The sequence below is a fragment of the Salegentibacter haimaensis genome (assembly GCF_054121495.1).
The window spans coordinates 20,940-45,979 of sequence record NZ_JBSYGH010000017.1; the positions used below are offsets into that span (position 1 = coordinate 20,940).

19 protein-coding genes and 1 tRNA gene are annotated in these 25,040 nt (G+C 37.9%); 8 read left to right on the forward strand and 12 right to left on the reverse strand.

The annotated features are described in order from the left end of the window. Positions 1-6 precede the first annotated feature (6 nt). Positions 7-1,053: a bifunctional diaminohydroxyphosphoribosylaminopyrimidine deaminase/5-amino-6-(5-phosphoribosylamino)uracil reductase RibD gene (ribD, locus tag ACW6QP_RS13805; RefSeq protein ID WP_457911454.1), complete on the reverse strand. Its 1,047-nt coding sequence runs from the start codon at positions 1,051-1,053 to the stop codon at positions 7-9. A 27-nt stretch (positions 1,054-1,080) separates the two neighbouring features. Between ribD and ACW6QP_RS13810 the strand changes: the two genes are divergently transcribed. Genes ACW6QP_RS13810 through ligA form a run of 5 tightly spaced genes read left to right on the forward strand, consistent with a single transcriptional unit; the run spans position 1,081 to position 5,721 of the window. Further along, positions 1,081-1,566, forward strand: a complete 486-nt coding sequence (locus ACW6QP_RS13810) for a GNAT family N-acetyltransferase (RefSeq protein WP_457911455.1) — start codon at positions 1,081-1,083, stop codon at positions 1,564-1,566. A gap of 19 nt (positions 1,567-1,585) precedes the next feature. Beyond that, a complete protein-coding gene (gene prmC, locus ACW6QP_RS13815) occupies positions 1,586-2,428 on the forward strand; it encodes a peptide chain release factor N(5)-glutamine methyltransferase (protein WP_457911456.1) in 843 nt (280 codons plus the stop codon). A 30-nt stretch (positions 2,429-2,458) separates the two neighbouring features. Then, positions 2,459-3,040: an LOG family protein gene (locus tag ACW6QP_RS13820; RefSeq protein WP_457911457.1), complete on the forward strand. Its 582-nt coding sequence runs from the start codon at positions 2,459-2,461 to the stop codon at positions 3,038-3,040. Continuing rightward, complete coding sequence (locus ACW6QP_RS13825) at positions 3,040-3,711, forward strand: VOC family protein (RefSeq protein WP_457911458.1); 672 nt, start codon at positions 3,040-3,042, stop codon at positions 3,709-3,711. The genes ACW6QP_RS13820 and ACW6QP_RS13825 overlap by 1 nt, the downstream gene beginning before the upstream one ends. 15 nt (positions 3,712-3,726) lie before the next feature. Then, positions 3,727-5,721 (forward strand): NAD-dependent DNA ligase LigA, encoded by a 1,995-nt coding sequence (gene ligA / locus ACW6QP_RS13830; protein ID WP_457911459.1) that lies wholly within the window; start codon positions 3,727-3,729, stop codon positions 5,719-5,721. A 122-nt stretch (positions 5,722-5,843) separates the two neighbouring features. Here ligA and ACW6QP_RS13835 read toward each other — a convergent pair whose 3' ends face one another. Together ACW6QP_RS13835 and ACW6QP_RS13840 are read right to left on the reverse strand one after the other, a co-directional pair. Continuing rightward, complete coding sequence (locus tag ACW6QP_RS13835) at positions 5,844-6,848, reverse strand: M28 family metallopeptidase (protein WP_457911460.1); 1,005 nt, start codon at positions 6,846-6,848, stop codon at positions 5,844-5,846. 73 nt (positions 6,849-6,921) lie between these two features. Then, complete coding sequence (locus ACW6QP_RS13840) at positions 6,922-7,608, reverse strand: SGNH/GDSL hydrolase family protein (RefSeq protein WP_457911461.1); 687 nt, start codon at positions 7,606-7,608, stop codon at positions 6,922-6,924. A 166-nt stretch (positions 7,609-7,774) separates the two neighbouring features. Between ACW6QP_RS13840 and ACW6QP_RS13845 the strand changes: the two genes are divergently transcribed. The 3 genes from ACW6QP_RS13845 (at position 7,775) to ACW6QP_RS13855 (ending at position 9,785) form a co-directional block, all read left to right on the forward strand. Continuing rightward, positions 7,775-7,859, forward strand: a tRNA-Ser gene (locus ACW6QP_RS13845). A 256-nt stretch (positions 7,860-8,115) separates the two neighbouring features. Continuing rightward, on the forward strand, positions 8,116-9,336 hold the full coding sequence (locus ACW6QP_RS13850; protein WP_457911462.1) for a site-specific integrase: 1,221 nt from the start codon (positions 8,116-8,118) through the stop codon (positions 9,334-9,336). 44 nt (positions 9,337-9,380) lie between these two features. Then, on the forward strand, positions 9,381-9,785 hold the full coding sequence (locus tag ACW6QP_RS13855; RefSeq protein ID WP_457911463.1) for a hypothetical protein: 405 nt from the start codon (positions 9,381-9,383) through the stop codon (positions 9,783-9,785). A 564-nt stretch (positions 9,786-10,349) separates the two neighbouring features. Here the strand turns inward: ACW6QP_RS13855 and ACW6QP_RS13860 are convergent. From ACW6QP_RS13860 to ACW6QP_RS13900, 9 genes are all read right to left on the reverse strand, one after another. Further along, positions 10,350-11,189 carry a DUF932 domain-containing protein gene (locus ACW6QP_RS13860; protein ID WP_457911464.1) on the reverse strand — a complete coding sequence of 280 codons (840 nt, stop codon included), beginning with the start codon at positions 11,187-11,189 and terminating at the stop codon, positions 10,350-10,352. 351 nt (positions 11,190-11,540) lie between these two features. After that, positions 11,541-12,440: a tetratricopeptide repeat protein gene (locus ACW6QP_RS13865; protein WP_457911465.1), complete on the reverse strand. Its 900-nt coding sequence runs from the start codon at positions 12,438-12,440 to the stop codon at positions 11,541-11,543. A 92-nt stretch (positions 12,441-12,532) separates the two neighbouring features. Then, on the reverse strand, positions 12,533-14,812 hold the full coding sequence (locus ACW6QP_RS13870) for a S41 family peptidase (RefSeq protein WP_457911466.1): 2,280 nt from the start codon (positions 14,810-14,812) through the stop codon (positions 12,533-12,535). A 62-nt stretch (positions 14,813-14,874) separates the two neighbouring features. Next, a complete protein-coding gene (locus tag ACW6QP_RS13875; RefSeq protein WP_457911467.1) occupies positions 14,875-16,044 on the reverse strand; it encodes a serine hydrolase domain-containing protein in 1,170 nt (389 codons plus the stop codon). A 101-nt stretch (positions 16,045-16,145) separates the two neighbouring features. Next, entirely contained in the window at positions 16,146-19,841 is a 3,696-nt protein-coding gene (locus tag ACW6QP_RS13880; RefSeq protein ID WP_457911468.1) for a YobI family P-loop NTPase, read from the reverse strand. Positions 19,842-20,057: 216 nt separating this feature from the next. Next, positions 20,058-23,612: a DUF7149 domain-containing protein gene (locus tag ACW6QP_RS13885; protein WP_457911469.1), complete on the reverse strand. Its 3,555-nt coding sequence runs from the start codon at positions 23,610-23,612 to the stop codon at positions 20,058-20,060. Positions 23,613-23,964: 352 nt separating this feature from the next. Beyond that, complete coding sequence (locus ACW6QP_RS13890) at positions 23,965-24,174, reverse strand: hypothetical protein (RefSeq protein WP_457911470.1); 210 nt, start codon at positions 24,172-24,174, stop codon at positions 23,965-23,967. Between the two features lie 42 nt (positions 24,175-24,216). Next, on the reverse strand, positions 24,217-24,363 hold the full coding sequence (locus ACW6QP_RS13895) for a hypothetical protein (RefSeq protein WP_457911471.1): 147 nt from the start codon (positions 24,361-24,363) through the stop codon (positions 24,217-24,219). A gap of 310 nt (positions 24,364-24,673) precedes the next feature. Beyond that, on the reverse strand, positions 24,674-24,922 hold the full coding sequence (locus ACW6QP_RS13900) for a hypothetical protein (RefSeq protein ID WP_457911472.1): 249 nt from the start codon (positions 24,920-24,922) through the stop codon (positions 24,674-24,676). Between the last annotated feature and the right edge of the window lie 118 nt (positions 24,923-25,040).

The window sequence follows — 25,040 nt, forward strand, 5'->3', positions numbered from 1 at the left end:
TTAAATCTATGCTTTCTCTTCCTTGCTGAAAATCTTTAATTGATCGCCGGCAATTTCTTTTTCTTCTATAAGTTCCCCCGAAATTCGAGGCGCAGAAACTCCTCTCTTAAACTGAACTTTCCCCGTAAAAATCCTGGCTTCGTCCCAAAGCCCTGCATCTATAAAAGACTGAAGCGTTTTCGCTCCTCCTTCTACAATGAGCGATTGCAAGCCACGCTTATAAGCGATTTCACAAATTTGTTGAGCTACATCCCTGTTGAATTCTAAAACTTCAAATTTCAGATTCTTTAAATTTTGCTTTTGAGCGGATGAAAAAACAATTGTGGGAACAGATTGATCAAACAAAGCCGAATCTTTCGGAATTCTTCCCTGTCTGTCCAGCACCAGCCTTACGGGATGATTTCCGGCCCACAAACGGGTGTTCAATTGCGGGTTGTCGGCAATGGCGGTATTGGTCCCTACCAGGATCGCCTTTTCCTCGCTGCGCCATTTATGCACCAGTTGCTTTGAATACGAATTGGTGATCCATACGGGCTCCCTTTTTCCCTGAAATTCAGGCGCAAGAAAGCCATCGCTGCTTTGGGCCCATTTCAATATAATATAAGGTCGTTTTTTTTGATGAAAGCAGAAGAAGCGTTTGTTCAAATCCTGGCACTGCTTTTCCAAAATTCCCACCTGTACCTCGCAGCCGGCATCGAGCAGCTTTTTTATCCCCCGACCCTGAACTTCAGCAAAGGGATCTACAGTACCTATCACCACTTTTTTGATGCCCTTTGCGATAATAAGGTCGCTGCAAGGCGGAGTTTTGCCGTAATGGCTGCAGGGTTCCAGGCTTACATAGATCGTGGCCTGTGTAAGTAAGGCCTTGTTTTTTACCGAATTTATCGCATTTACCTCGGCGTGAGGCAGGCCGGCCTGTTGATGCCAGCCCTCACCAATAATTTGGTTATTGTGAACAATAACGCTGCCTACCATCGGGTTTGGGTAGGTGTGACCAAGCCCGTTTTGGGCCAGCTCAATACATCTCTTTATATATTTTTCGTGTATCTTCACGCCGTAAAAATAGGATTTAAAACAGGAATGAGTAGTCTAAAAATAAGGGAAATTCAACCGGAAGATAACCCACAGGTAGCCGAAGTGATTCGCGCCGTACTGGTAGAAATGGGCGTGCCCAAAGTAGGAACCGCTTACGAAGACAAGGCCCTGGACGATATGTATGCTACCTATCAAAATGAACGGATGGAATATTTTGTGGTAGAAGATGAAGGCCGAATTCTTGGTGGAGCCGGGATTGCACCCCTCACCGGACTCGAGGAAACCATCTGTGAACTGCAAAAAATGTATTTTTTACCCGAAGTTAGAGGAAAAGGGATAGGCGCTCAAATGATGAAAACCTGCCTGGATTATGCCAGGTCCCAGGCCTTCGAAAAATGTTATATCGAAACCCTGCCTTATATGGAGAACGCCCGAAAGTTATATGGTCGTAGCGGGTTTACCTCTTTAGATGCCCCGATGGGTAACACCGGCCACTATAATTGCACCATGTGGATGATTCGGGATTTATAAACCTAAGCCAATTTCTTTCTTGAAACTCTTTGAACTAAAAGCACATTTTCTACAACAAATCTCGGGGGAGTATCCCTGTGAAGAGGCTAACTCCTTTTTTAGTTTATTCGCAGAGGCTTATCTAAAAATGAATCGCCTGGAAGTGAGTTTGGAAAGAGAGATGGAGGTTAGTGAAGAAATTCAAAATCAATTTGAAGCCGCCAGTTACCGGTTGTTACAGCACGAACCCATTCAGCATATTATTGGTTTTACTGAATTTTTCGGGCTTGATTTTAAGGTGAATCCTTCGGTTTTGATTCCACGGCCAGAAACAGAGGAGCTGGTGCAGTGGGTGCTCGATGAAGTAGCCGAAAAGCAAAACCTGAAAATCCTCGATATTGGTACCGGTAGCGGATGCATCGCTGTAAGCCTGGCCAAAAATCTACAAGAAGCACAGGTTTCAGCCATCGATATTTCTGAAAAAGCGCTGGAGACTGCAAAGTTGAATGCTCTGGCCAATGGGGTTGAAATTAATTTTCTTCAGACGGATATTTTGGCAGCTGAAAGCCTTCCGCAGCAATATGATATCATAATTTCAAATCCGCCTTACGTGCGGAATCTCGAAAAAGCAGAGATGCAGGCCAATGTGCTTAATTACGATCCCGCTACGGCGCTTTTTGTGGAAGATGAAGCGCCCCTGGTTTTCTATGATAAAATCACTCAAATCGCTAAAGAGCATTTGCTCCCCGGTGGAAAATTATTTTTCGAGATCAACCAGTATTTAGGCCCTCAAACTGAAAAATTGTTGCAGGATTTTGGGTATAAAACCGAACTTAGAAAGGATATTTTCGGGAATTTTAGAATGCTGAAGGGAGAACTTTAAAAATTTATAAGCTTGATGAAAACCTACAAAATGAAAAGCATTGCTGTTTTTTGCGCAAGCAGCGATGGGAATGACCCCGTTATTTACGAGCAAGCTTACAGTTTGGGAAAATTCCTGGCGCAAAAACACATCGACCTTGTTTTTGGGGGCAGTAAGTTAGGCCTTATGGGGCAGGTTGCCGCAGGTGCCCTGGACCACAAGGGGAAAGTAATTGGGGTAATTCCCGATTTTTTAAAAACCAAAGAAGTGGTACATACCGGCTTAAGTGAGCTTATCACTACTGAAGATATGCACGGGCGCAAGTTGAAAATGCACGAATTAAGCGATGGGTTTATTGCGCTTCCGGGCGGGTTTGGCACTTTTGAAGAGCTCTTCGAGATCGTAACCTGGGGGCAGTTAGGTTTACATAGAAATCCCATAGGCCTTTTAAATGTAAACGGATTCTACGACGATCTTATCGCTATGCTGCAAAAGATGGTGGATAAAGAGCTGTTGAAAAAAGATAATTTTGAAATGCTGTTAATCGACGAAGAGATTGAGGTGCTTTTGGAGAAAATGCATAATTTTAAACCAAAACCCGTCCCTAAGTGGATGAATAAGCATCAAAGTTAATGCAGATCAATCGACTTCAGATTTTTACTTCACGACCCAAAGAGCAGCTCGAATTTTATTCAAAAACTCTGGGGCTTCCGGTAGAGGTGATTTCCGAAGAAAATTTTGAAGTCATCCTGGGCTTTAGCAGACTGGAATTTGTGGCAAAAAATGAGACCACGCCCTATCACCTGGCTTTTCATATTCCAGATAAGCAGGAAGACCTGGCCCTGGAATGGCTTGAAGGCAAAACAGAAATTTTGCGGAATAATACCGAAGAAATTATCGATTTTCCTGCCTGGAATGCCAAATCGGTTTATTTCTATGATAAAGATTCAAATATTCTGGAATTTATTTCCAGACGGGATTTGAATGCAGCTTCCTCAGGGATATTTTCAGAAGAAAGCATTTTGGGGATTAGCGAAGTGGGAATTGGCACTATAGACGTAAGGGAAAAATTTAACTACCTGAATTCCCGCTGCGGATTGGAAAAATATGACGGGGATTTTGAGCGATTCTGTGCCATTGGGAATGATCGTGGGTTGCTAATTACCATAAACAGGGAAGAGAAAGACTGGTTTCCTTCGATGGATAAAGCCTACGCTTCAGAATTCAGCCTTCAGTTTAGTTACAACGACAAAGATTTTTCATTAGAATATAAAGATGACCGGCTTAAGCTGGTTTCAAAATAACGCCTCTCAAAACTTATGGAGATCAAACAAAAGATCACAAAATTAAGAGAAGAACTCGAACATCATAACTACCTGTATTATGTGCTGGATAAGCCCGAAATAAGCGATTATGAATTCGATATGATGTTAAAAGAGCTGCAGGAGCTGGAAGAAAAACATCCTGAATTTGATGATCCCAATTCACCTACCCGAAGGGTTGGAGGGGCTGTTACCAAAAATTTTGAAACTGTAGTACACGATTACCGAATGTATTCGCTGTCTAATTCCTACTCCAAAGAAGAACTGGAAGATTGGGAAAAACGGGTTAAAAAACTGGTAGACGGCAAGCTGCAATATGTTTGTGAATTAAAGTATGACGGGGCCTCCATTAGTTTGACTTATGAAAATGGAGAACTAAAGAGGGCAGTGACCCGGGGCGACGGATTTCAGGGAGATGATGTGACCAATAATGTTAAAACCATTCGTTCGGTGCCATTGAAATTGAAAGGTGATTTTCCTGAAAAATTTGATATTCGCGGAGAAATTATCCTGCCTTATGAGGGTTTTGCCAAAATGAATGCCGAAAGAGTTGAAAATGGAGAGGAACCTTATGCGAATCCGCGGAATACGGCGTCGGGAAGTTTGAAACTGCAGGATAGCGCTGAGGTGGCAAGGCGACCTTTGGATTGTTTGCTGTATTCGATCATCACCAATCCTATGCCGGTAAAATCACATTTTGATAGTTTGGAAAAAGCCAGGGAATGGGGTTTTAAAGTGCCGGCAGAAGCCGAATTAAGGAATTCGATTGAAGAGGTGCTGGATTATATCAATTACTGGGATTTGCATAGGCACGACCTGCCTTATGAGACCGATGGGGTGGTGGTGAAAGTCAATGATTTGCACCAGCAGGATGAGTTGGGCTATACGGCAAAATCTCCCCGCTGGGCCATTGCCTATAAATTCAAGGCCGAGCAGGAAAGCACAAAATTGAAGAAAATTACCTACCAGGTAGGCCGAACCGGGGCGATTACTCCGGTAGCCAACCTGGAGCCCGTGCAACTGGCGGGTACGGTGGTGAAAAGAGCTTCTTTGCATAATGCCGACCAGATCGAAAAACTGGATATCAGGGAAGGGGATACGGTTTATGTGGAAAAAGGAGGAGAAATTATTCCAAAAATCGTAGGGGTAGATTTTACAAAAAGAGATCCTGAAACTCCCGAAACCCAGTACGCCACTCACTGCCCCGAATGTGACACCCAACTGGTTCGCAAGGAGGGGGAGGCCCAGCATTACTGCCCGAACTATAATGGTTGCCCGCCGCAAATCGTGGGGAGAATTCAGCATTATATTTCAAGAAAGGCGATGGATATTGAAGGTCTTGGCGCCGAAACCGTGACTTTGCTGGTTAATGCCGGGCTAATTTCAAATTATGCCGATTTATATGATTTGAAGAAGGAAGATATACTTCCGCTAGAAAGAATGGCAGAGAAATCGGCTGAGAATCTGATCTCGGGGATCGAAAAATCCAAAAAAATTCCATTTGAGAGGGTGTTGTTTGCTTTGGGAATTCGTTATGTGGGAGAGACTGTGGCGAAAAAGCTGGCCAAACATTATAAAAGTATAAATGCTTTGATGGCAGCTTCAGAAGAAGATTTGATCGCGATAGATGAAATAGGGGAGAGCATCGCCCGCAGCGTAGGAGAATTTTTTGCTTCCGAAGAAAACAGGGAAATCGTAAACAGGCTGAAGAATTATGGCGTGCAACTGGAAATAACTGCGGAAGAGCTGCAAAATCAAACCGATAAATTGGGGGGTAACAGCTTTGTGATTTCGGGGGTTTTTGAGAAAGTTTCCAGAAATGAACTGAAAAAGCTTATCGAAGTTAACGGCGGTAAGGTGGCAGGCTCGATTTCAGGAAAAACCGATTACCTGCTTGCCGGTGAAAATATGGGGCCCAGTAAACTGGCCAAAGCCGAAAAGCTGGGAACGAAAATCATTTCGGAAGATGAATTTTTGAAGATGCTGGAGTGACCCCTCGACTGCGCTCGGGGTGACATTCCCTTCGACTGGGCTCGGGGTGACGGTTTAGTTGAAATAAAAAAAATCCCGCCAAATTCGTTTAGCGGGATTTTTGTTTGGGTTAAAAACCAGAATTACTCTGCTTTATCAACTACCAGTCGGGTATCGCGATTTACGATTTCCCAGGCGGTAAGGAAAATAAGTTGAGCGCGTTTTTTCAGGGCTTCATACTCAATTTTCTCGGCAGTATCGGTGGGTTTGTGATAATCGGCGTGAACCCCATTAAAGTAGAAAATCACCGGGATATTATTCTTGGCGAACATATAGTGGTCGCTTCGGTAATAAAAACGGTTGGGATCATTTTCGTCGTTATAGGTATAATCAAGATCCATATTCAGGGTTTCTGCATTTACTCTTTCGCTCAATTCGTGAAGCTCGGTACTTAATTTGTCGCTACCAATAAGGTAGATGTAGTTGTCGTTTCCGGCGTGAGCATCATCTATACGGCCAATCATATCGGCATTGAGGTTAGCTACAGTATTGGCAAGTGGGAATACAGGATTTTCAGTATAATATTTAGCGCCTAAAAGACCTTTTTCTTCCCCGGTTAGCAACATAAAAAGCACAGAGCGCTTTGGAGTATAACCGTCTTTTTTGGCTTCAGCAAAAGCCTCGGCGATTTCCAGGATTCCCATAGGACCTGAACCTCCGTCGTCGGCTCCATTGTAGATATTTCCTTCATCATCTACCCCTACGTGGTCGTAGTGTGAGGTGATGATCAACACCTCGTCTGGAAACTCGCTTCCTTCGATATAACCCAGTACATTTTCTGAAGCTTTTAGCTTATTGTTGAAATACTCGGTAGGGATAATCTGGTAGTAATTGTTAACGCCCTGTGGCGAAGGGATATTTAGCTGAATAAATTCGTTGCGTATGTATTCGGCTGCCTTTTTCTGGCCCGGCTCGCCGGTGTTTCGACCTTCAAATTCATCGTCGGCAAAAGTGTATAGGTGATCTTTAAGTTCCTGAGAAGTGATGGTGTTGGCATACTTCATAGGATCGGCATTCTCTGGATTCTTTTGATGAACCCCACAACTAACCAATGTGGCGGTTAGGGCAAGCAATACTATTTTTTTCATAATTATAAATAAAGTTTAAAGCAGCAAGATAGGGGTTTCCCCTAAAATTAGAAACCTCTTTTTTAAAATTGAATTATTTCTGAAGCGCATTTTTAATCGCGGCCAGGGCCAGAGGTTCCATTACCGTGTAAGCTTTTTTATTGGGATGCACTCCATCGTGAGAATATTCATCTTTAAGCCCGCGTTTTTCATCGGCCAGGGCGGGGAAATAATCCAGGTAGATATGATTATTTTCTTCAGCATACTTCTTTAAGGCGGAATTTATGGCGGCAATTTTCTCAACCGGTTTTCGCCCAGGGGCCCAGGGATATTCGTAAGCCGGAAGAATGGAACTCAAAACCACCTTAATATCATTAGCCGAAGCCAATTGGGCCATAGCTTTAATATTGTCGAGAATCATTTTTTCTGAAGTCGGGCCGGTATTGCCGGCGATATCGTTGGTCCCGGCAAGGATTACGACCACTTTGGGCATGAGGTCTAACACATCCTGGGTAAAGCGCAGCAGCATTTGCGGTGTTGTTTGCCCGGAAATACCCCGACCCGCGAAATTATTTTCTTTAAAAAATTCAGGCCTTTGTTGCGCCCAGCCTTCGGTAATGGAATTTCCCATAAACACCACCCCCGGAAAATTCGCTTCGGAAAGCAGTTTTATGTTTTCCTGCTGATATTTTTGAAGATTAGGCCAGTCCTGTTCCATAGATTGTGCGTTGATGAGGCTTATACCGAAGAGCAAGATAAAAAAGCTAAGTTGGTTTTTCATAAAAATAAGTTTTGAGTTCAAGGTACATTTTTAATCCTGTTCTTTATGCTCTGAGTTTGAAAGCAGTACAAAAAACTTGAAAAATCACTCAAAAATAATTGTGGGGAATTGAAAAAGCTTATTATATTTGCACCCGCTAAAGCAAACAGCGCTTTAGAGACATATTGGAGGAATGGCAGAGTGGTCGATTGCGGCAGTCTTGAAAACTGTTGACTGTAACAGGTCCGGGGGTTCGAATCCCTCTTCCTCCGCTGGAACGCTTCTAAAGCAAACCAAAAAGCCCGAAAACCTAGTGTTTTCGGGCTTTTTCATTTTTAACAATTTCATTTAATACCATCTAAAACCAGGATTTATGACGCAAATTTGGCTACACTAAAATTTCTGAATTTAGTGTAACCAAATGAAAGTAAATTCCTACAAAAAATAACTTAACGTGTTTGTTCAGAGTATTTTAAGTTGTTTTAATTTCTATCTTTAACACAATTCAAAAACTCAAAAATTGGCGTTATGGATAATTCTTTTGGTTACACTTTCTTCATTAGACCTATTAAAACAAAACCTGGCTATGGAACAATTTATCTCCGGGTTAACTCGAATGGGAAACGGGCAGCTTGTAGTTTGCATAAGAAAATTCTCATAGAAGACTGGGATGTCCATTTAAGTCAATTAAATAAAGAAGATTCAGAATCTCAAATTATCAATAACAGTCTTACAAAAACCAAATCTGACATCCTTAAAATCCATCAAAAATTTATTTTTAGCGAAAAGCCATTTTCAGCTCAGGATATTATTGATGCTTATTTAGGAAAGGATAAATTAAGGAAAGCGGAAAACCATAAGATGATTTTGGAGATATTTCAAGAGCACAATGATAAAGTAGATAGGTTGGTGGGAAGAGATTTTGCCGCAGGTACCGCCGAAAGATATAGGACCGCCAAAAAGCATTTGTCTGCTTACATTCAAAAGGAATATAAATCCAAAGATTTTCCGGTAAAAGATATTGATTTTAAGTTTATTTCAGGGTTTGAGTATTACTTGAAAACAGAGAGGAAATGCGCCCATAATTCGGCCATCAAATATGTAGTGAATTTTAAAAAGATAGTTCGCATTGCATATAACAATCGATGGATCAAACGCGATCCGTTTCTGAATTGGAAAGGCAATTTAAAAATAGTAGATAGGGAATTTTTAAATCAAGAGGAGATTCAAACTATTTTAAGTAAAAAAATAAAGAACGAGCGACTTATTCTGGTACGGGATATTTTCATTTTTGCCTGCTATACCGGCCTGGCCTATGCTGATGTAAAAAAATTAACTGATGAGCATTTAGTTGTAGGAGAGGATGGAGGTAAGTGGATTAAATCTAATCGTACTAAAACAAAAAGTAGAACCAATATTCCTCTGCTACCCACAGCTGAGTTAATCCTGGAGAAATATAAAGATGATGAAGCCCATTATCTATTGCCAATACTATCCAATCAAAAAATGAATGCATATTTAAAAGAAATCGCAGATTTGTGTTCAATAAATAAGAACTTAACCTTTCACCTGGCCAGACATACCTTTGCTACCACTATTACGCTATCCAATGGTGTCCCAATTGAAAGTGTAAGTAAGATGTTAGGACATAAAAATTTGAGAGCTACTCAGCATTATGCTAAAATTTTAGATAGGAAGGTTAGTGAGGATATGGCAGTCTTAAAAGAGAAATTGTTTGGGAAAAACTAATTTGGACGATACCTATAATTTGCTAGCGGTTATATAATCCAATTATGAAAGAACAAACCAAATTAAACGAAAGCTCCCGGGTAGATCTGCAAGATGAGGAAGCTAAAGTTGATGAACTTTCAGGTTTTCAATTTGGTTATTTTTTCTCCGGAAGAAGGGTGAAGCCCGGCTCGAAGGTGGTAGAGTTGGCTGTGGTGACCTGGATAAGAGATGTGATGGAGAATCAGTTTCTGCGCAAATGTAATTACTATATGGGCCCGGGAAAGCTTTGGAAGATTACAGTTGAGCGCCAGCTACGCCGGCATATGAAAGATGTGGAGATAAGTGACGGATTTATCCAGTCGGAATTGCGCTTTTTCGAAGCTGAAAAAGATTGGTACCTGGAACCTGAAGCTTTTGAAAAGAAGTTTTTGGAGTTGAAACGCAGGATGAAGAATCGGAAATTGTAATCCATGCTGCTATTAGGGAGGGGAAGGTAAACCCAAATCGACTGTATTAAACACTCCCTGGTTTTACCTGGCATCTTTTTGTTTTAATATCTGACGGCCCACAGCTACGTATCACGCTGGCTGGCGCATTTTTTGTCCCTCTCTACTCCGCTCGAGATGACAGGGCCTGACATTAAAACTCAATTTTCTGTGATTAGTAAAATTTAGGCGTGTGAGGGAAAGCGGAGGCACGGAGCTCTGCCGCACAGGCCGGTGTGGGACAAATAAGGGCTTTGGGTTGATAGCCTTTTAATCATTGGGATTGATCATTTAGATCAAGGGTTGTTGGGGGGTGCTACTCAAAGCGCTTATGCCCCGAAACCTTTGCTGTTTTTTCCAGGAAAATTGTTTTTGAAAATCACCTACAAAAAATGTGACAGGCAATTAGCCGTTGTGACCTCGCAGGCACACACATTATATGTTGCGATATAGCCAATAAGCTTTGATGTTTCAAGGGTGGGTCGAAATAATTTTGTTTGTAACCTCAATACTCCGGTTTAAGGTACCGGAGCAGACCTTTTAAAATCAATGAGCCATTTCGGCTATGGTATCAAAGATTTTTCGATCCAGCTTTTTTTGTTGAGAAAAGCTCTTTTTTAGGTGTCGGTGTAATACATTATTAAATGCATTGTATCCCAGCCACAGGTTGGAACTTTCTGAAAGCGTATTCGATTCATTTTCCAGAATTTCCAGTACCAACCTTGCTTTTTTAGAAGGTTCAGGATTTTTGTCGCTACATTCAAACTTAAATATGCCGGTTTTTTCAGTGATTTCCTGAACAAACTTTTTGTTATCCAGAATTCTGAAATTCCTAAGACTTTCAAATTTGGTTTTGATGGAATAATATTCATTATCCAGAAATTTTAGAAACAAATCCTGTAGTTTAGGCATACAAAGCTTTGCTCCATTGGTAGTATGTCTAATGGAGAAATGAATGTTAGCATTAGTTATATGAAGGCCGTTGGAACAAACTTCTCTATAGAACCCGAAATGTCCGGATGTTTTCTCACTACCATCATATGAATTTGTAAATCGTAGCATAGGGAGAATTTTGTCTGTGGAATCCTTTATATGAAATTGATTTTCATCTTCTATAATGATATCCATTATAAAACTTCGGTCATCTCTATTTATGGTTTGTAGACGATACTTAAGATTAGCTTCATTAATCATAGAGAGTGCCTTATTGAAAAACACCTCATTTGGGATGTGTCCATATCTGGAGGACACTACATTAACGATCTTACCATTGCTGATGATGGCATTCTCCAAACCTTTTCGGGTTGGAAGTTCACATAAGCTGCTAAGTGGTTTCAATTCTGAAGTCACAAAGATCTGATCCTGCTGTAAATTAGATAAATACATAGCATTTGAATTTAGATTAAACAATATTTTAATCGGCCTTCAAACGCAAGAGTAAAATTCATCTCAAAAGGAAACGGAATAAAAAGTAGGCTGCAAGACACGGTTTATGCCGTAGTCTTTTGAAGGGAATTTTACCGGGTTTATCTTGATTGGAATATTGAGTATTAAATTAATGATGAGTGGTGCAGAATGAATATGATAGACAATTAGCCTAAAAATCAATTCAGAAAATCATTTTTGATCTGATTCAATAGGATAAACCGACTAGCGTGAATTTCTTCGTTTATAAAAGTATAGGGGCCTGCAGAGAGGTGCAACAGAATTTAATTGAACCAAATAGTTCTTAACTTTTCAATGCCATCTAATCTGATAAGGATAAATCTCATAAATCACATTATCTTCATTTATAGTAAATCCGTTATCAGCATTTTCTTTGGCGCTTTTAAAGAGTTTGGAAGCTTCCTCAATCTTGCCCAATTTAAAAAGCGTCCTGGCCTGATAATATTGTGCATCTGAAAATTGTGGGTACAGGTTTAGAGCTTTTTCTAAAAGTATAAAAGCTTCCTGATATTTCTTAAGTTCATATTTACTTATTCCATAGTAAAACAAGTCGAGATGATGCAACCAAGCTTCCCCGTCTTCTTCAATGGTTCTCTCATAATCCCTGGCAAAAATCAATTCAGCCGTTTCAAATTCATTGAGCTGTAAATAACTTAATGCTATATAAAATTCATAGGAATGGTCCATTACATAGCCATTTCCGAATTCTTTTTGGTAATCTTTAAAATCTACAATCGCAGATCTATATTCTTTAGAAAAAATACATTTAATAAAGGCTCTGTAATTCTGATATCGCTTTCTGTCAAATTTCACCGCTTTATCAATGTATTCCATACCCAGTTCATATTTCCTCTGCTTAAAAAGCGGCATAGCTTTTTGTTGCCAGAAATAAGCGATAGTGGAATCTACAGATAGACCCTCATCTAAGGTAGCCTGCCGCTCCTGAGAATAGAGGTGGAACTGATTAGCCTTTCGCATATATACAACAATTAATGAGTCCTGCTCTTCCTTGCTGAATTCGGAAACAATTTCCCGGGACCTTTTTGGGACCTCTTCTTTATTTGGCTGGCAACTAAATATAAAACCAAGGCCAAACACCATAATAAGTAGCTTTAAAAGCTCTTTCTTACCCAGGGAGAACAATAAATTTTTAATGATTTTTTTCGGGCTATGGTTCTGCTGAAGTTTCAAGTGCTATGGTTGTTTTAGGAAGTTTGTTTAAGTTCTTTCGCGCTAAGCCTAATAATTCCCGCGCGATTGCATCGCGCTCCATTCTGTAAGATTTATTTTAAAATTACTTCCACCGCTTTTTCTAAAAATTCGTCTTTTCCTGCAGTAATTCCTTCAATAGTCTTGCTCACATAAATATCCGGAGTAATTCCTATGGCGTGAAGCTGGGAACCATCGTGCTTTACTACTTTCATTCCGGTCCAGTTAATGATGTAATCTCCCAGAAGGCCGAAGGGGTTTATATTACCATTAGTACCTGCAGTAGGTTGTCCCACTATAGTTGCCAATTCATAGCCTTCTATAAAACTCATAAAGCTCTCGGCATAACTAATAGCTCTTCCATCGGTAATAAAAACAACCTTTTTGTCTCCCAGGTAGGGTTTGTTGGGTTTTAATTCCCATCCGTGATTTTCATATCCGATAATTTTTTCCTGGTCAGGGTATATTATTTTTGGAACCCGCATCCAGGCTTTCGAAGTGTCCTTTTCTTTTAAAAGGTGAGAGATAAAACCATGATTTCCGTTAGGGTAACCCCTTAAATCACAAATAATACCTTTTGCCTGCTCTAACTTAGGCATTAAAGCATTTATCGTATCCATTTCAATTTTGTCCAGGTTGAGGTAGTATATATTGCCATCCAATACTTTATAATCATTTTCCTGAACGGCAATACCTCTATCATTATAATCAAATTGCCTATCCCTGGTTAGCACTATCTCTCTGGAGTCGATCTCCAATATCAACTCTTCATTCTGCTCCCCAAGACGACTTAGTCTTTGCGCTCTATATTTTAACCAACCCTCAGTGCCTGCCGAAATTCTGGAGTTGATTTCTTCAAAATAATCCTTTGGCGATTGATTATTTATACGGGTAACTATATCCCCAAGTTTAATGTCTGCAGTTTGGTCTTCAACCTGGGTAATGACTAGCTGCCCCTCAATCCATTCCCAGTTAATACCGGGAATATATTTATCATCATTAGGACCGCGCACCGAAATATGTCCATCCTTTAGAGGAGCGGTAAATTTCTGAAGACTTACCAAGTGTTCTTCTTCGGTTTGGTCTTGCAGGCTTCTTTCCAGCGCGGTAGTTAATTCATTATCCCAGTCTACCTCTACTTCATCAAAGTAGGGGTAAAAATGCTGAAAAACATTATAGGTGTTGATTACATTTCCAATAAATAAAGAAGTACTATTTGAGCTTAGGTCCAATACATCAAGTTGTTTTTGTAAAATTTGTAAGGATGAACTTTCAGGAAAAGTATGTTCGGTACTGGTATAAAGGTTTAGTGGTATTTGACAATAAATACCCTCTCCAATTTCTTTTTCAATAAGCTCCCCAAATTCTGGATGGGAATCAAAAAAAGCCCTTCCTTTAATTCGTTTAACTTTACCTTCATACCCAATAATTGCAGCTTGTTTACCCTCTTTGCTATCGGTAGATGAAATCGTGTAGTAATAGCCCTGGCTATTTCCTGCCCAGTCTGAATCCTTATTCTTTTTTCCAATAGTTTCAGCTTCAAAATCATTATTTTTTATAGGGATTTCTATCCATTCTTCGTTTTCCTTATAATAAAGGTGCACATCATCTATAAGCAAAGTCCCTTTTCCTTTTAAAAAACTTCCCAGAACAATCCCTGATGCTAACTCATCTACTTCTCCAACTATTTCATACTGTTCCCAGTTGTTACTTTCAATGGGATTTGCATCCATATTTTCAAAAAAGCCGGGTGTGTTATCAGACTTATCTACCCTCAACCATAAGTGGCCAGTGCCCTCAGATCTTTCCTTCAGTTTTACCCAGGCGGTATATTTAATCTCCTTTCCTTTGTATTTTTCTGAATCCAGAGATAACACCAGATTACCAAACCCACTGGCCTCGTCGATTTCTGTATATCGATTTGGTCTAACACTTCTATAAATCCCGCTTTGATAATTCATATCCCTGGAAACCCCATTATGTTGCCAGTAAGTCGATTTATATTTTTTAGTGTTCCCGGGAGTGATCAGGGACAAATCGTAGGGTTGCTGCTCACCGGAAAAGACAATCCCGGGTGCGATGGGTTTAAAAAGTTCATTTAATTTCGCGATTGCTTCATCGGTATTCTTACAATTCACAATCTCCTTTGCGCCAAAGGCCGAAAACCTCTTCCAGTCTATAGCCGAGGCTTCATCGCTGGGATGAAAATACTTTACATATCCATAAGCTTTAGCGAAGGCCTTTAAATGGATTATTTGTTGTTGAGGTGAGATTTGTACTTGCTGAAATTCTTTTTCACATTTAAATCCCGTGAATAGGAGTGCTAATATCAATACGGCGAAAATTTGCTTCATTATTGTTTTGTTAGATAGTTAAAGTCTCATTTATTGCTATAGTAATTACTTTAGCATTAATATTAATAAGACTTAAGATTTGATTCTTTATTTTCAATGACCCCCTCAATAATCTCTTCAACGGCTGCTTTTAATTTTCCTGCCGTATCTTTTCCGCTTTGGTTAGTAATTATGAATATTCCCAGCTGGTGCTCGGGAAGAACGAAAAGGTAAGACTGTGCCCTGGGTACCCCGCCGTGATGTAAATAATGGGTGCCCCATTTCTCATCATCTGAAAATACTTGCCAAAAGTAAGCCACGCCTACCTCTTCGCTATAGTTTTTCAATATTCTGCGAGAATCCCTGGCCAGCTTATTATTCTCCAGCTGAAATTTCAAAAACTTAATCATATCGGGAACTGTAGTTTTTATGCCCCCGCCTGCACCCCAGGGTAATTCCCCCATCGGGGAAGTTATTGCAGGATGCTCGGCGTGATAACCCACGGCCAGGTTTTCTTTCTCTTTCTCGTGCAAACTAATTAGGGTTTTCTGCATCCCTGTCTTATCAGATAAAACATTTTTTAGCAGAGTTTCGAAGTTGGTCTCATAAACTTGTTCCAGGATATGGGCGCTAAGTTCGGTGCCGGCGGTAGAATAGGAATAAGTGCTGCCGGGAAGGGTATCGATATTCACCTCCTGTAAATCCTTGAGAAACGATTTCTTATTGTAGGCCTTAAGGATGCTATCGATCTTAGCCGGACTTTCCTCTTTCAGAAATTCGGTCGTCATCAGGGGATTAAGACTAAGGGGAAGCACATTTGGCAAGCCGCTTGAATGCGTGAGCAAATGTTTTATCCTTACAGGTTCACCATTGTATGAAAGGCCGGGATAATCTCCCTCCAGGTATTTAGTTACTTCCTCCTCCAGACTTAACTTTTTCTCCAATACCGCATTGGCCAAAAGTGTCCCCGTTAATACTTTACTCAGAGAACCTATCTCATAAATGGTTTTGTTGGATGGCGAATTGCCTTTGCTCTTTTCCAATTCCCCGTAATGCCCTGTAAATTTCTGATCCCCATACACCACTCCTATGGAAGTAGAATTGATCAGCGGTTTGTCAATCAATTGAACTGCCGCGCTGTCGATTATTTGTTGAAGAGCTTCATTTTCCTTCTCTGCGAGCTTTTCTTTTTCTGAAGTTTGATTACAGGCGGTGAGTAGGAAGAGAAGGAGGTAGAGGAGAGGTTTGTTCATAGTTTGGGTTTGGGGGAAAGCTGAAATTTTATTTTCTGGTTTCTGAACTTGAATTTTTTTAAAAATATCCTTTGTTTGTGATCTGCCAATCTTAGGAACAGTTATCTCTTCCTCCAATGATTTACTCTTAAGCCCATAATTGTATTGGAAAAGCTAGAAATGTATTTTTGCTTTACTAAAGTTTGAAGTAAAAGCTCATTGTAGCTATTTTTTTGAATTTTAGCTCTCTTATCTCTTAATGTAATGTTTTCATACTCCTTTCCTAAACTTATCAAGAATTTATCAATAAACTCCTTACTCTGCTTTTCTAAACGAGCGTTGTAAATTTTTATCCTGTTTGAAATGGAAACAGTTTTGCTTAATAAAATTATTATAATAAGAGGCTTATTTACTTCAAAATTACCATGTTGCACCAGAAGTGAACTTATTATTTCTAAATTATCTAAATTTGATGTAATAACTTCATTACTACAACTATTCAACAAAGTGTTTTTTTCAAGATGATTAAATTCATTCGATTTTAATATATCCTCTACATCATTTCCATCAAAATCTAATTCATCTAATTTTTTGAAATACCTATTTTTAAATTTTTCTAGTAACCTTATATTTAAAGGCCTATGTTCTTTTTTTAAGGATTTAAAGTTCTCTGGTTCAGGCTGAAGAACAGAGTTATTAACCAAATGAGCAACTTTTTCATTATCTAAATCATCCATTTCTAAATCTTTATACCACCACGGAACTGATTTTGTCAAGTATTCATATGAATCATTTTCAATTCTATTGTCCTTTAATAATGCTCTAGTAAATGGGCCGAAATCTTTTTTTTTGTCTCCTTCATTTGGAATTTTTGTTTCAGATAATAATTGGGCATTTTTCGAATGATTAATGAACTCCAACATAGAATTTGATATTTTATCCTCAGAAAATTTATATGCTATCAGCAGATTGTACCAGGTTGGATTTAATTTATCATTAATTAATAATTCTTCTTTTACCTCCTTGTCAATAATCGAATCTAAATCCTCAATTTTAGTAGTAATTTGTTTTATTAATTTTTGCTTATTAGATAAGATTACCTCATTATTATTTAACAAATCGATTAAAAATTTTTGATCTTCATTAATATTACTGCCGATTTGGAAATAGATATTTTCCAAATAGAAATTAATGTCATTTTCAATTTTACTTATTAGTTTATCCGCTTTCGATTCTTTAATTGATTTGTAATTAGAGTTGTCAAAAGTAATTTGATCAAAGTGGCCATACCTTTTCAATAGGGAAATAATATTTCTAATATTTAATTCATACCAATCATTTTCATAAACATAATTGAGTAATTCGTCTGGAGAATCTTTAAAATTTATATTTTGAAATTTTAATCCTAAAGCCTGTATAACATTTATTGTTTTTTGGGTATCTTCTGCAAGAAGTAAAAAATTTTGATCCGATAATATATTCTTTTTTAAAGTTGAGTTTTTAGCTTGAATTTTTAAATCATCTAATTCAGAATAGAGAATTAAATATTTAAGAATCAACCTTATTTGATCGTCAGCGTATTTTATGTCATTTACGTAATAATTCCATAGACCAATCCAATATTTAGATAAATATTTGGTGAATAAACTTATATGTTCATTTCTTTCAAAAAAGCCGTCTATGAATTCTAGAGATCTTTGGGATTCATCTTTTAGCTTTGTGAAAATAAAATCGATTTGATTTGAATATCTAGTTGTATTTTCTAAAATAAAATTAATTAAATCGAAATTTAATATGTAATCACTGTTAAAATCTACTACATTAAGTTTCGATACAATTTTTTCAATTCTAGTTAATTTATAATCGAACTCTAAAATTTGCTTGTTTCTTATACTTATGAGAAATTGGTGATCAGATCTAGTTATACTCTCTCCGTGGAAAAGAGATATGTAATCTAGGTAATCTTCTGCTATATATCCATTTCTTACAAGTATCGTTACGAAATCTGTATCTATCTTAGGATCTATTTGAAAATTTAAGTCAAAATTTAGGCTTATCAAGTCCGCAATCTTTAGATTTCGTTTCCTAATCTTTTCTTTTTCTAATTCTTGAATTTTCTTTCTTAATGAAATCATCTTATCAGAAATAAATCCGCTTATTTCCTTTTCTCTTTCATGGTATACTTTAGTTGAGTCAACTTTATTTTCTACATCGCTAAATTGAATTGGCAAGGTTTTTATTGGATAGGTTATTCTACCATAAACATCTTTATCCTGGCGTTTATATTTTATCTCGTTATTTTTTATATATTCAAAATTTTCATCTTTTAATAAATCATTTATCGAAACTTCTTTATCATTAATCACGTAAGATTGAAAACCTTGAACACCTTGCATTTCTTCTAATATTCTTGCTATATAAATAAGTCTAAGCTCTTTGATATTTTTAATTGAAAGTCGTTCCAAAGTATTAAGCTCTTCTTTTATCTGATCAATATTCAAGTATATTTTTCTCAATTCTTCATTGATAAAAGAATTTTTAGAGTTCAAAATTTTATATAATGATCCTTTATTTTTACTTAATTTCACAAAATCATTTGGATAAATATTCTTATAAGCAATTATTGCAAAAAGCTTTTCTTGATTCAAAGGAGTTTCGCCATGTTTTTGTTTATACAAATAAAATTCGTTCGTTACATTATGTAATAAGCGCATATCGTCTATAAAAAATGAGAGATTTTCTATGAAGCCTTCTGAGAGATTATAATCGTACTTTTTCTTTTTTCTTAGTAAAATCTCGCTCGAATTTGATGAATTTATTACCGGTATAACTGGAATGATAAAATCAAAGAATTTAATTCTTTCATTATCCGAGAACATATCATCCCTAACGGCATAAATAAAAACAATACCTTTTTCTTGAGTTTTTTTTGAGTTATTGAGCAGTAGATTGATTTCTCTAAGTTTCGTGAATATTTCTGTTTCCTGGAAGCGATCTAAATCCTCAATTATGACAATGTTATAGGGTGTAACACTGAAGAAATATAATATTTCATCTAAATGATGGTTAAGTATTGATTTATTTGGACTTTCTACAATTTCGATTTCAGCATTCTGAAATTTTAGTTTGTTAATTGTTATTGAGCTAATAATTCTAACAGACTTAAAAATTATAAACAGTATTCCACTTAAGATTATGGCTATACTGGTGTAGTGTAAGATTTTTACTATAATTTCAGGCAACGTTATATCTTCTAAATTGCCGAGGAGCAAATTTGGATATGTGAAATTCAGGATTGATAAAATAAATATTAAAGTGCCAAAAGAGATTAAAAGCAAACCCCTTTTTGAATAACTTTTTATTTTTTTAAATCTGGAATCAGGAATATCTTCATCTTCTTCATGATAGAAAATCTGCTGTAAGATGCTTGTTTCAATGAGTCTTAATCTATCTTCTTTTTCTTTTGGAATGATATTACCGTTTTGATCTCTCTTAATTTTTTCTTCCTTAAAGGTGGCTAGAGATATATTTAAAAACTTTAAGTCATTTCCAGAGTAGTTTTTTTGAAACGTTTTAAGTATTGTACTTTTACCTGAACCATAAGGTCCGGTCAAAGCAATATTTTTTATATCCTTTTTCTTTCTATTTATTAGAGCCCAATTTAAGGCATTAGAGTAATGTCCTTTTTCATCTCCGTCATCGATGGGTGATAAAGAGGAGTAGTCAAAATTTAAAGGCACTTTATCAGATAACTGATTATGTAGTTGTAAAGCTTTATTGGAAATTTTTAAAAGTAGGTTAAGGAATTTTTGTTTCATTTTAAAATTTTCTGATAGTTGCGGCTTACCATTTTATAACCCTTTCTTTATTTATTTATATCCCGACCGAAATAGATGCTATTTCCATCCTCCATATCCCTAGTTTCTTATGTTTTCCACTATAGCGATCTCCTCCTCAGTCAACCCATATAACTCATAAACAAGCCGATCAATTTCAGCTTCCAAAGCAGCGGTGTCGGCGGCGGGATTGTCGTTTTAATTGAACATGATTTCCTGTACAACTTCTGATATTTTCATTTGTTCTGATTGGGAAGCCTTTTTGATATATGTATTTAAAAGGTTTGGCGCAGAATATAAAAGGTATCCACCAGCCATTTTTAAACCATCGAAAAAACATTCAAACATGTATTGAAATAATTTAGAGTTCACCCAACCAGTAATATATTTTGGTTCAAAACCTTCTGAAAATGAATGAATACAATTTGTATTAATTGATGCATACATTCCATCCTTATCATAAAAGGCTTCTGGTGTAATTGCAATCTTGGCAAAAATTATTTTGGGATTAGAATAAAGATTGAATCGGTTTTTTCCTAGTTTTTCTGGTGATTTTGGAAGGTGTGGTTTAAGGTATTTTACTTTTTGATCAGTCATAGTGGATTCACCCCACGTGGTACTATATTTATCGATTGTACCTGTGTTTACTAATTTGAATCCCTTTTCTTCATTTATAAGATCGTGAAACTCATCTGCTTCACGTGCAGTAGAAGTAGCGTTAATAATACCGCATTCATCTAGCTTTACGGATGAACTTATAATTTTTTTAACGATATCATATTTTTCACTTAGAATGAAACCAAGAATATGATCACTTAAAGAGAACAAGTCTTCTGTTCTATAATTTCTAAATACCAATTCTTTATGTTCGCTAGAAAAGGTATATGATTTTAAAGAATGTTTGTTCTTAATCTTCTGAATTAAAGTAGTAATTGGATATGTAGAGGCCTCTTCAAAAACAGAAACATTTGAATAATCACCTACTAGTAAGAGGCTAGTTTCATTTAATAGTAAGTCTCTTAAAGCAGTACCATAACTTGATGACAAAAATCTATTAGGAGTTATAAAATTTAAGAAATAGTTTTTCCGAAGTATGTTAAAGCCTAATTCAAAGAAATATATGTATAAATCTACAGATCCTTTGGCCGTTATGTATAAACTTCTAAGGTGTTTATATGCCGTATCATCTAACACTTTCTTTAACTCCATTGCGTTAACATACGGCGGATTCCCAATCACCACGTCAAAGCCCAAATAATCACCTTTTTCGTCCAGCACCTCGGGAAACTCAAAGCGCCATTCAAAAGCATTCTCGTAGATCTTGTTGTCTTTGATCTCCTGTATTTCGGTTTCCAGCTTCTTGCTTTCCTTAGAAAATTTCTCCAACTTCTTGTTCCAGGCCGCCTTTTCGCGTTTAGACATTTCAAACATCTGGGTTTGTTTGGTGAGCAAAAACAATTCGCCTTTTACTTTTTGCAGGCGTTTTACTTTCGGATCATTGGCAGAGATCTCGCTTCTAAAGTCGTTTTTGATGTCGTGGATAATCTTCTCCATCTCCCGCTTTTGCTCCTTGCTATGGGCATTCCGATAGGTGTCTACCGCATTGCGGTAACTTTCAATGTTCCATTTGCTTTCTTTCAGCGCCTTGCTTAAGTCGGCATCCAGGTCAAAACGGCTAATTAAGGAATTCCCGCATTTGATGTTAATATCGATATTCGGCAGGGTCTCGAGTTCCGTCTCGTTTTTGTAGTAAGCATTTTTTAAAAGTTCTATCCAGAGTCGCAGTCGGCAGATCTTTACTGAGTTGGGGTTGATGTCTACTCCAAATAGACAGTTTTCAATGATCTGTTGTTTTTCATAAAACAGCGCCTCCTGCACCCGCTGGCTTTCTTTTGAGCGGGGATTGTATTCAAAAAGTTCGCCCTCATCATCAGTAACGACTAACTCGTCGTTTACCACTTCAACATTATATTCCTTAAGCCTACGGCCATTGCGATCCTGAAGGATATTCAGGTCGTTTTTTATGGCGATCATCTCATTAAGAGCCGAAACCAAAAAGTGCCCTGAACCCACCGCAGGATCACAGATTTTTAAACTATTGATCAATTCATTAGCCTCCTGCCGGTCTTCTATTTTATCATAAAGTTCATCCAGGTCTTTACAATTCCAGGCTTTGGTCTCATTGAATTTCTGTACTACGGCCTTGCGTATGGTCTCGCGGCACATATACATTGTGATAAAACCTGGAGTAAAGAAAGAGCCGTCTTTGTACCCGTTTATCTTTTCAAAAATAAGCCCAAGCACCGAGGCGTTGATCAGGGTCTTATTATCTTCCTGAATGCTTTCCCCACCCTCACTGCTAAAATCGTAGGCGTTAAGGAATTCAAAGAGATATTCCAGGGCGTTTAGTTCACCGCTGCGTTTTTTGCCTTTTTTGTCTTTAAGCACGGTGGCACTGTAAATAGGCAAGGTTTTATCATCGCGAAGGTTGCTGATGAAAAGTGTGCTGTGCTCAATATCGGTAGGCTCAAAGAGCGAAGAGTTGAGGTAAGGCACCTTTTCAAAAAGCGCCTTTACATCTTCATTTCTTTCGGAATACTGCCTTGCCAATACCTGAAAAAACAGCGAATTGAGATCATCGTAGTTATGGATCCTGTCCAGGTTCAGAAATTCATAAGATTTATCGCCTTTGTGATAGGTGAGGAGCTGGGCTTCCAGAAGTTTCAGAAAAAGTATACGGTTAAGCCAGGTGATGCTGAGTTCCAGACCAACATTAAAAAGTCTTTCCTGATGATTCTCTCCAAACTGCGAAGGATTTTCCAGTCGGCCCACCTTATCCATACTGTCGAGTTGAATAATGGCGTTTTCCAAAAAAGAACCGGTATTGCGATGACCTTCCTTTTGTCGTTCAATGAGCTTTTTCCCGCCTTGCTTAGTTTCGGTTAGGCCTATAATATGAAGCACCTCCCCGTAAAACCGCTTGTCGAGACTATTACTGTCGTTGGTAAACGGCAGCTTCAGCAAATGTTCGGGGGAAAGTAGCTTAAAGAGAGCAATTAATTTATTATCATCTTTCGGATTGTTATTCCGAAGAGGTTTCTCATAATTCCTGATATCAAAATGTGTGAACTCTAAATTTTGCTGAATTTCAGCAATAAAGGGCTCGGCGATCTCTTTGTAGAAGAATTCAGTAGTTTTCCCTGCCAGGCGTCCGGCTTCGAAATCGGTGAAACGGGCTACCAGCTTTTTGTTTTGCGCAAAGGTTTTTTCGAAGGTATTGGCATCAAAAATAAACCACTCATAAATGTTAGTAGCGATCACATACTTCACCTCCAGGTTTTTGTGAGTAATGCGTTCGCGTAAATAATACAGCACCAATTCCTGAAAAGCCTTGGTGTTGATCTTTTCTTTGCTTAGCATCTCGGCCCGATTGGTGGGTTTTTTCGCTTCTATAATCACGCCCACATTGCTTTTGGCCTTGCTTCCGTTGTGAATCACCAAGTCATTACGCCCTTTGGTATTGATAAAATGATTGGGATCGTAATAGGTTTTTTTGAGAAAGTCAATAACCAGATTCTTATGAAACTCTTCGCTCTCTGTATCATTGGTGCGATTAAGTAACTGAATAAGATTGGCTTTAAACTCCTCAATTTGGGAGCGAATGGGTTTAACCTTTAAAAATGCCTTATTAAGCGTTTTGCGAGGCTTTAGTATAGATGGATTGCCAGAATTGATTTCTTGTTCCGTCTGCATGCAGAATATGAGATTGCGATTAAAAAGCGACAATGTAGGGAAAGTCGCCGGTGTAGAATTCATTCATTGAACTCTACTTGTTAAATTTTTAACAAGATAGGAATTAGATTTAAAATTTATAGGAATTCCTGAAAAAACTATCAACAGGATTTTAACCGATATGCAAGGTTGCTCTCCCTGGGATAATGGGATTAATGAGTAGCTCACATTTTAATTAGAAGTACAGGTTTTCCTGTATTGCAGAAAGTTTTAATTAAAGCGTTATTTCAATTTCTGAAATCATTTGAACAAACCCATCGTTGCTCCTAACAGGAAACTTTGGGTTTTTTACTTTGCTGTAAAAAGACATAGGTTACGAAGTATGACAGGGATTGCAACAATAAAAGCAACCGTTACTCTGTGAGTAAGTTCTTTTAGCTTCCCTTACCGCACTATGACAATCAGAATGATATCCGAGGTCTTTCCGATTTTGTGGTGTTGGAGCATTGGAGCAATAAGAGTCTTCGTGTACTTCGTGATCTCCATTAGATTGTGAATTGGTGTTAACATAGTATCTAGGCATAATTCAAATATTTAAAAGTTCATATTGAATATTCTGTGAATATTAATCTCCGGGCTTATGTTTGTGAGGCTTTAATTTTGGATGTTTTGGTTTGGTTTCTGGAGTCACCCGCCTTCTTCTATCGGGTGTTCCATCTGGTTTTTTTGGTTTTGGTCCAGGCTTAATGGCATAAATTGAAGAGGTAGTCATATACGATCGAATTTTATATGCACCAAGATAGATTATTTGGAAAACCCATAATAGGGGAAATTCCCCCTTTTTTCAGAATAAATTATTTGGATAAATTTTTTATTATGACTGTAAGCCATATTGTTACACACTGAAAAAACCAAAAATTAAACCGAAATACCTGGCACAATTTGAACCGAAATCACGATTTAAAATTGCTCAAGGGGGTCAGGATGCTCCGGAATAATTTTACCGGACATTCATTTTTTAATTTTTAAGGGGGTCAGCATCCGCCGGAATGACAGATGCTAAAAGATGGGATTTAGAGGGGTCAGCTTAGTCCGGAATATCCAATAAAGACGCTGTCTTTAAATGCAGCCCATTCTTCCTGGCTTAATTGTTTGTATTCACCTTGAGGAATGTAAGCGGCTATTTGATCAATTTCGGCAATTCTTCTAAGCTCATTTGCTAATTCCTGATTGAAACTAGTCTTCTTAGAAACCGATTCCTTTTCTCGATTATCTTCTTTACAACCAATTATTAAGATTACTAAAATTAGTATTCCGTAAATTTTGTTCATTGTTATAATTTCTACTGGCTTCCGGGAAAATGAATTTGTCACACTGTCGGGATATCGGCTTAGACCTGATTTGTTGGTTAAGTTAATTATTTTCTACACTAACGCTGCTGGCTGCTGG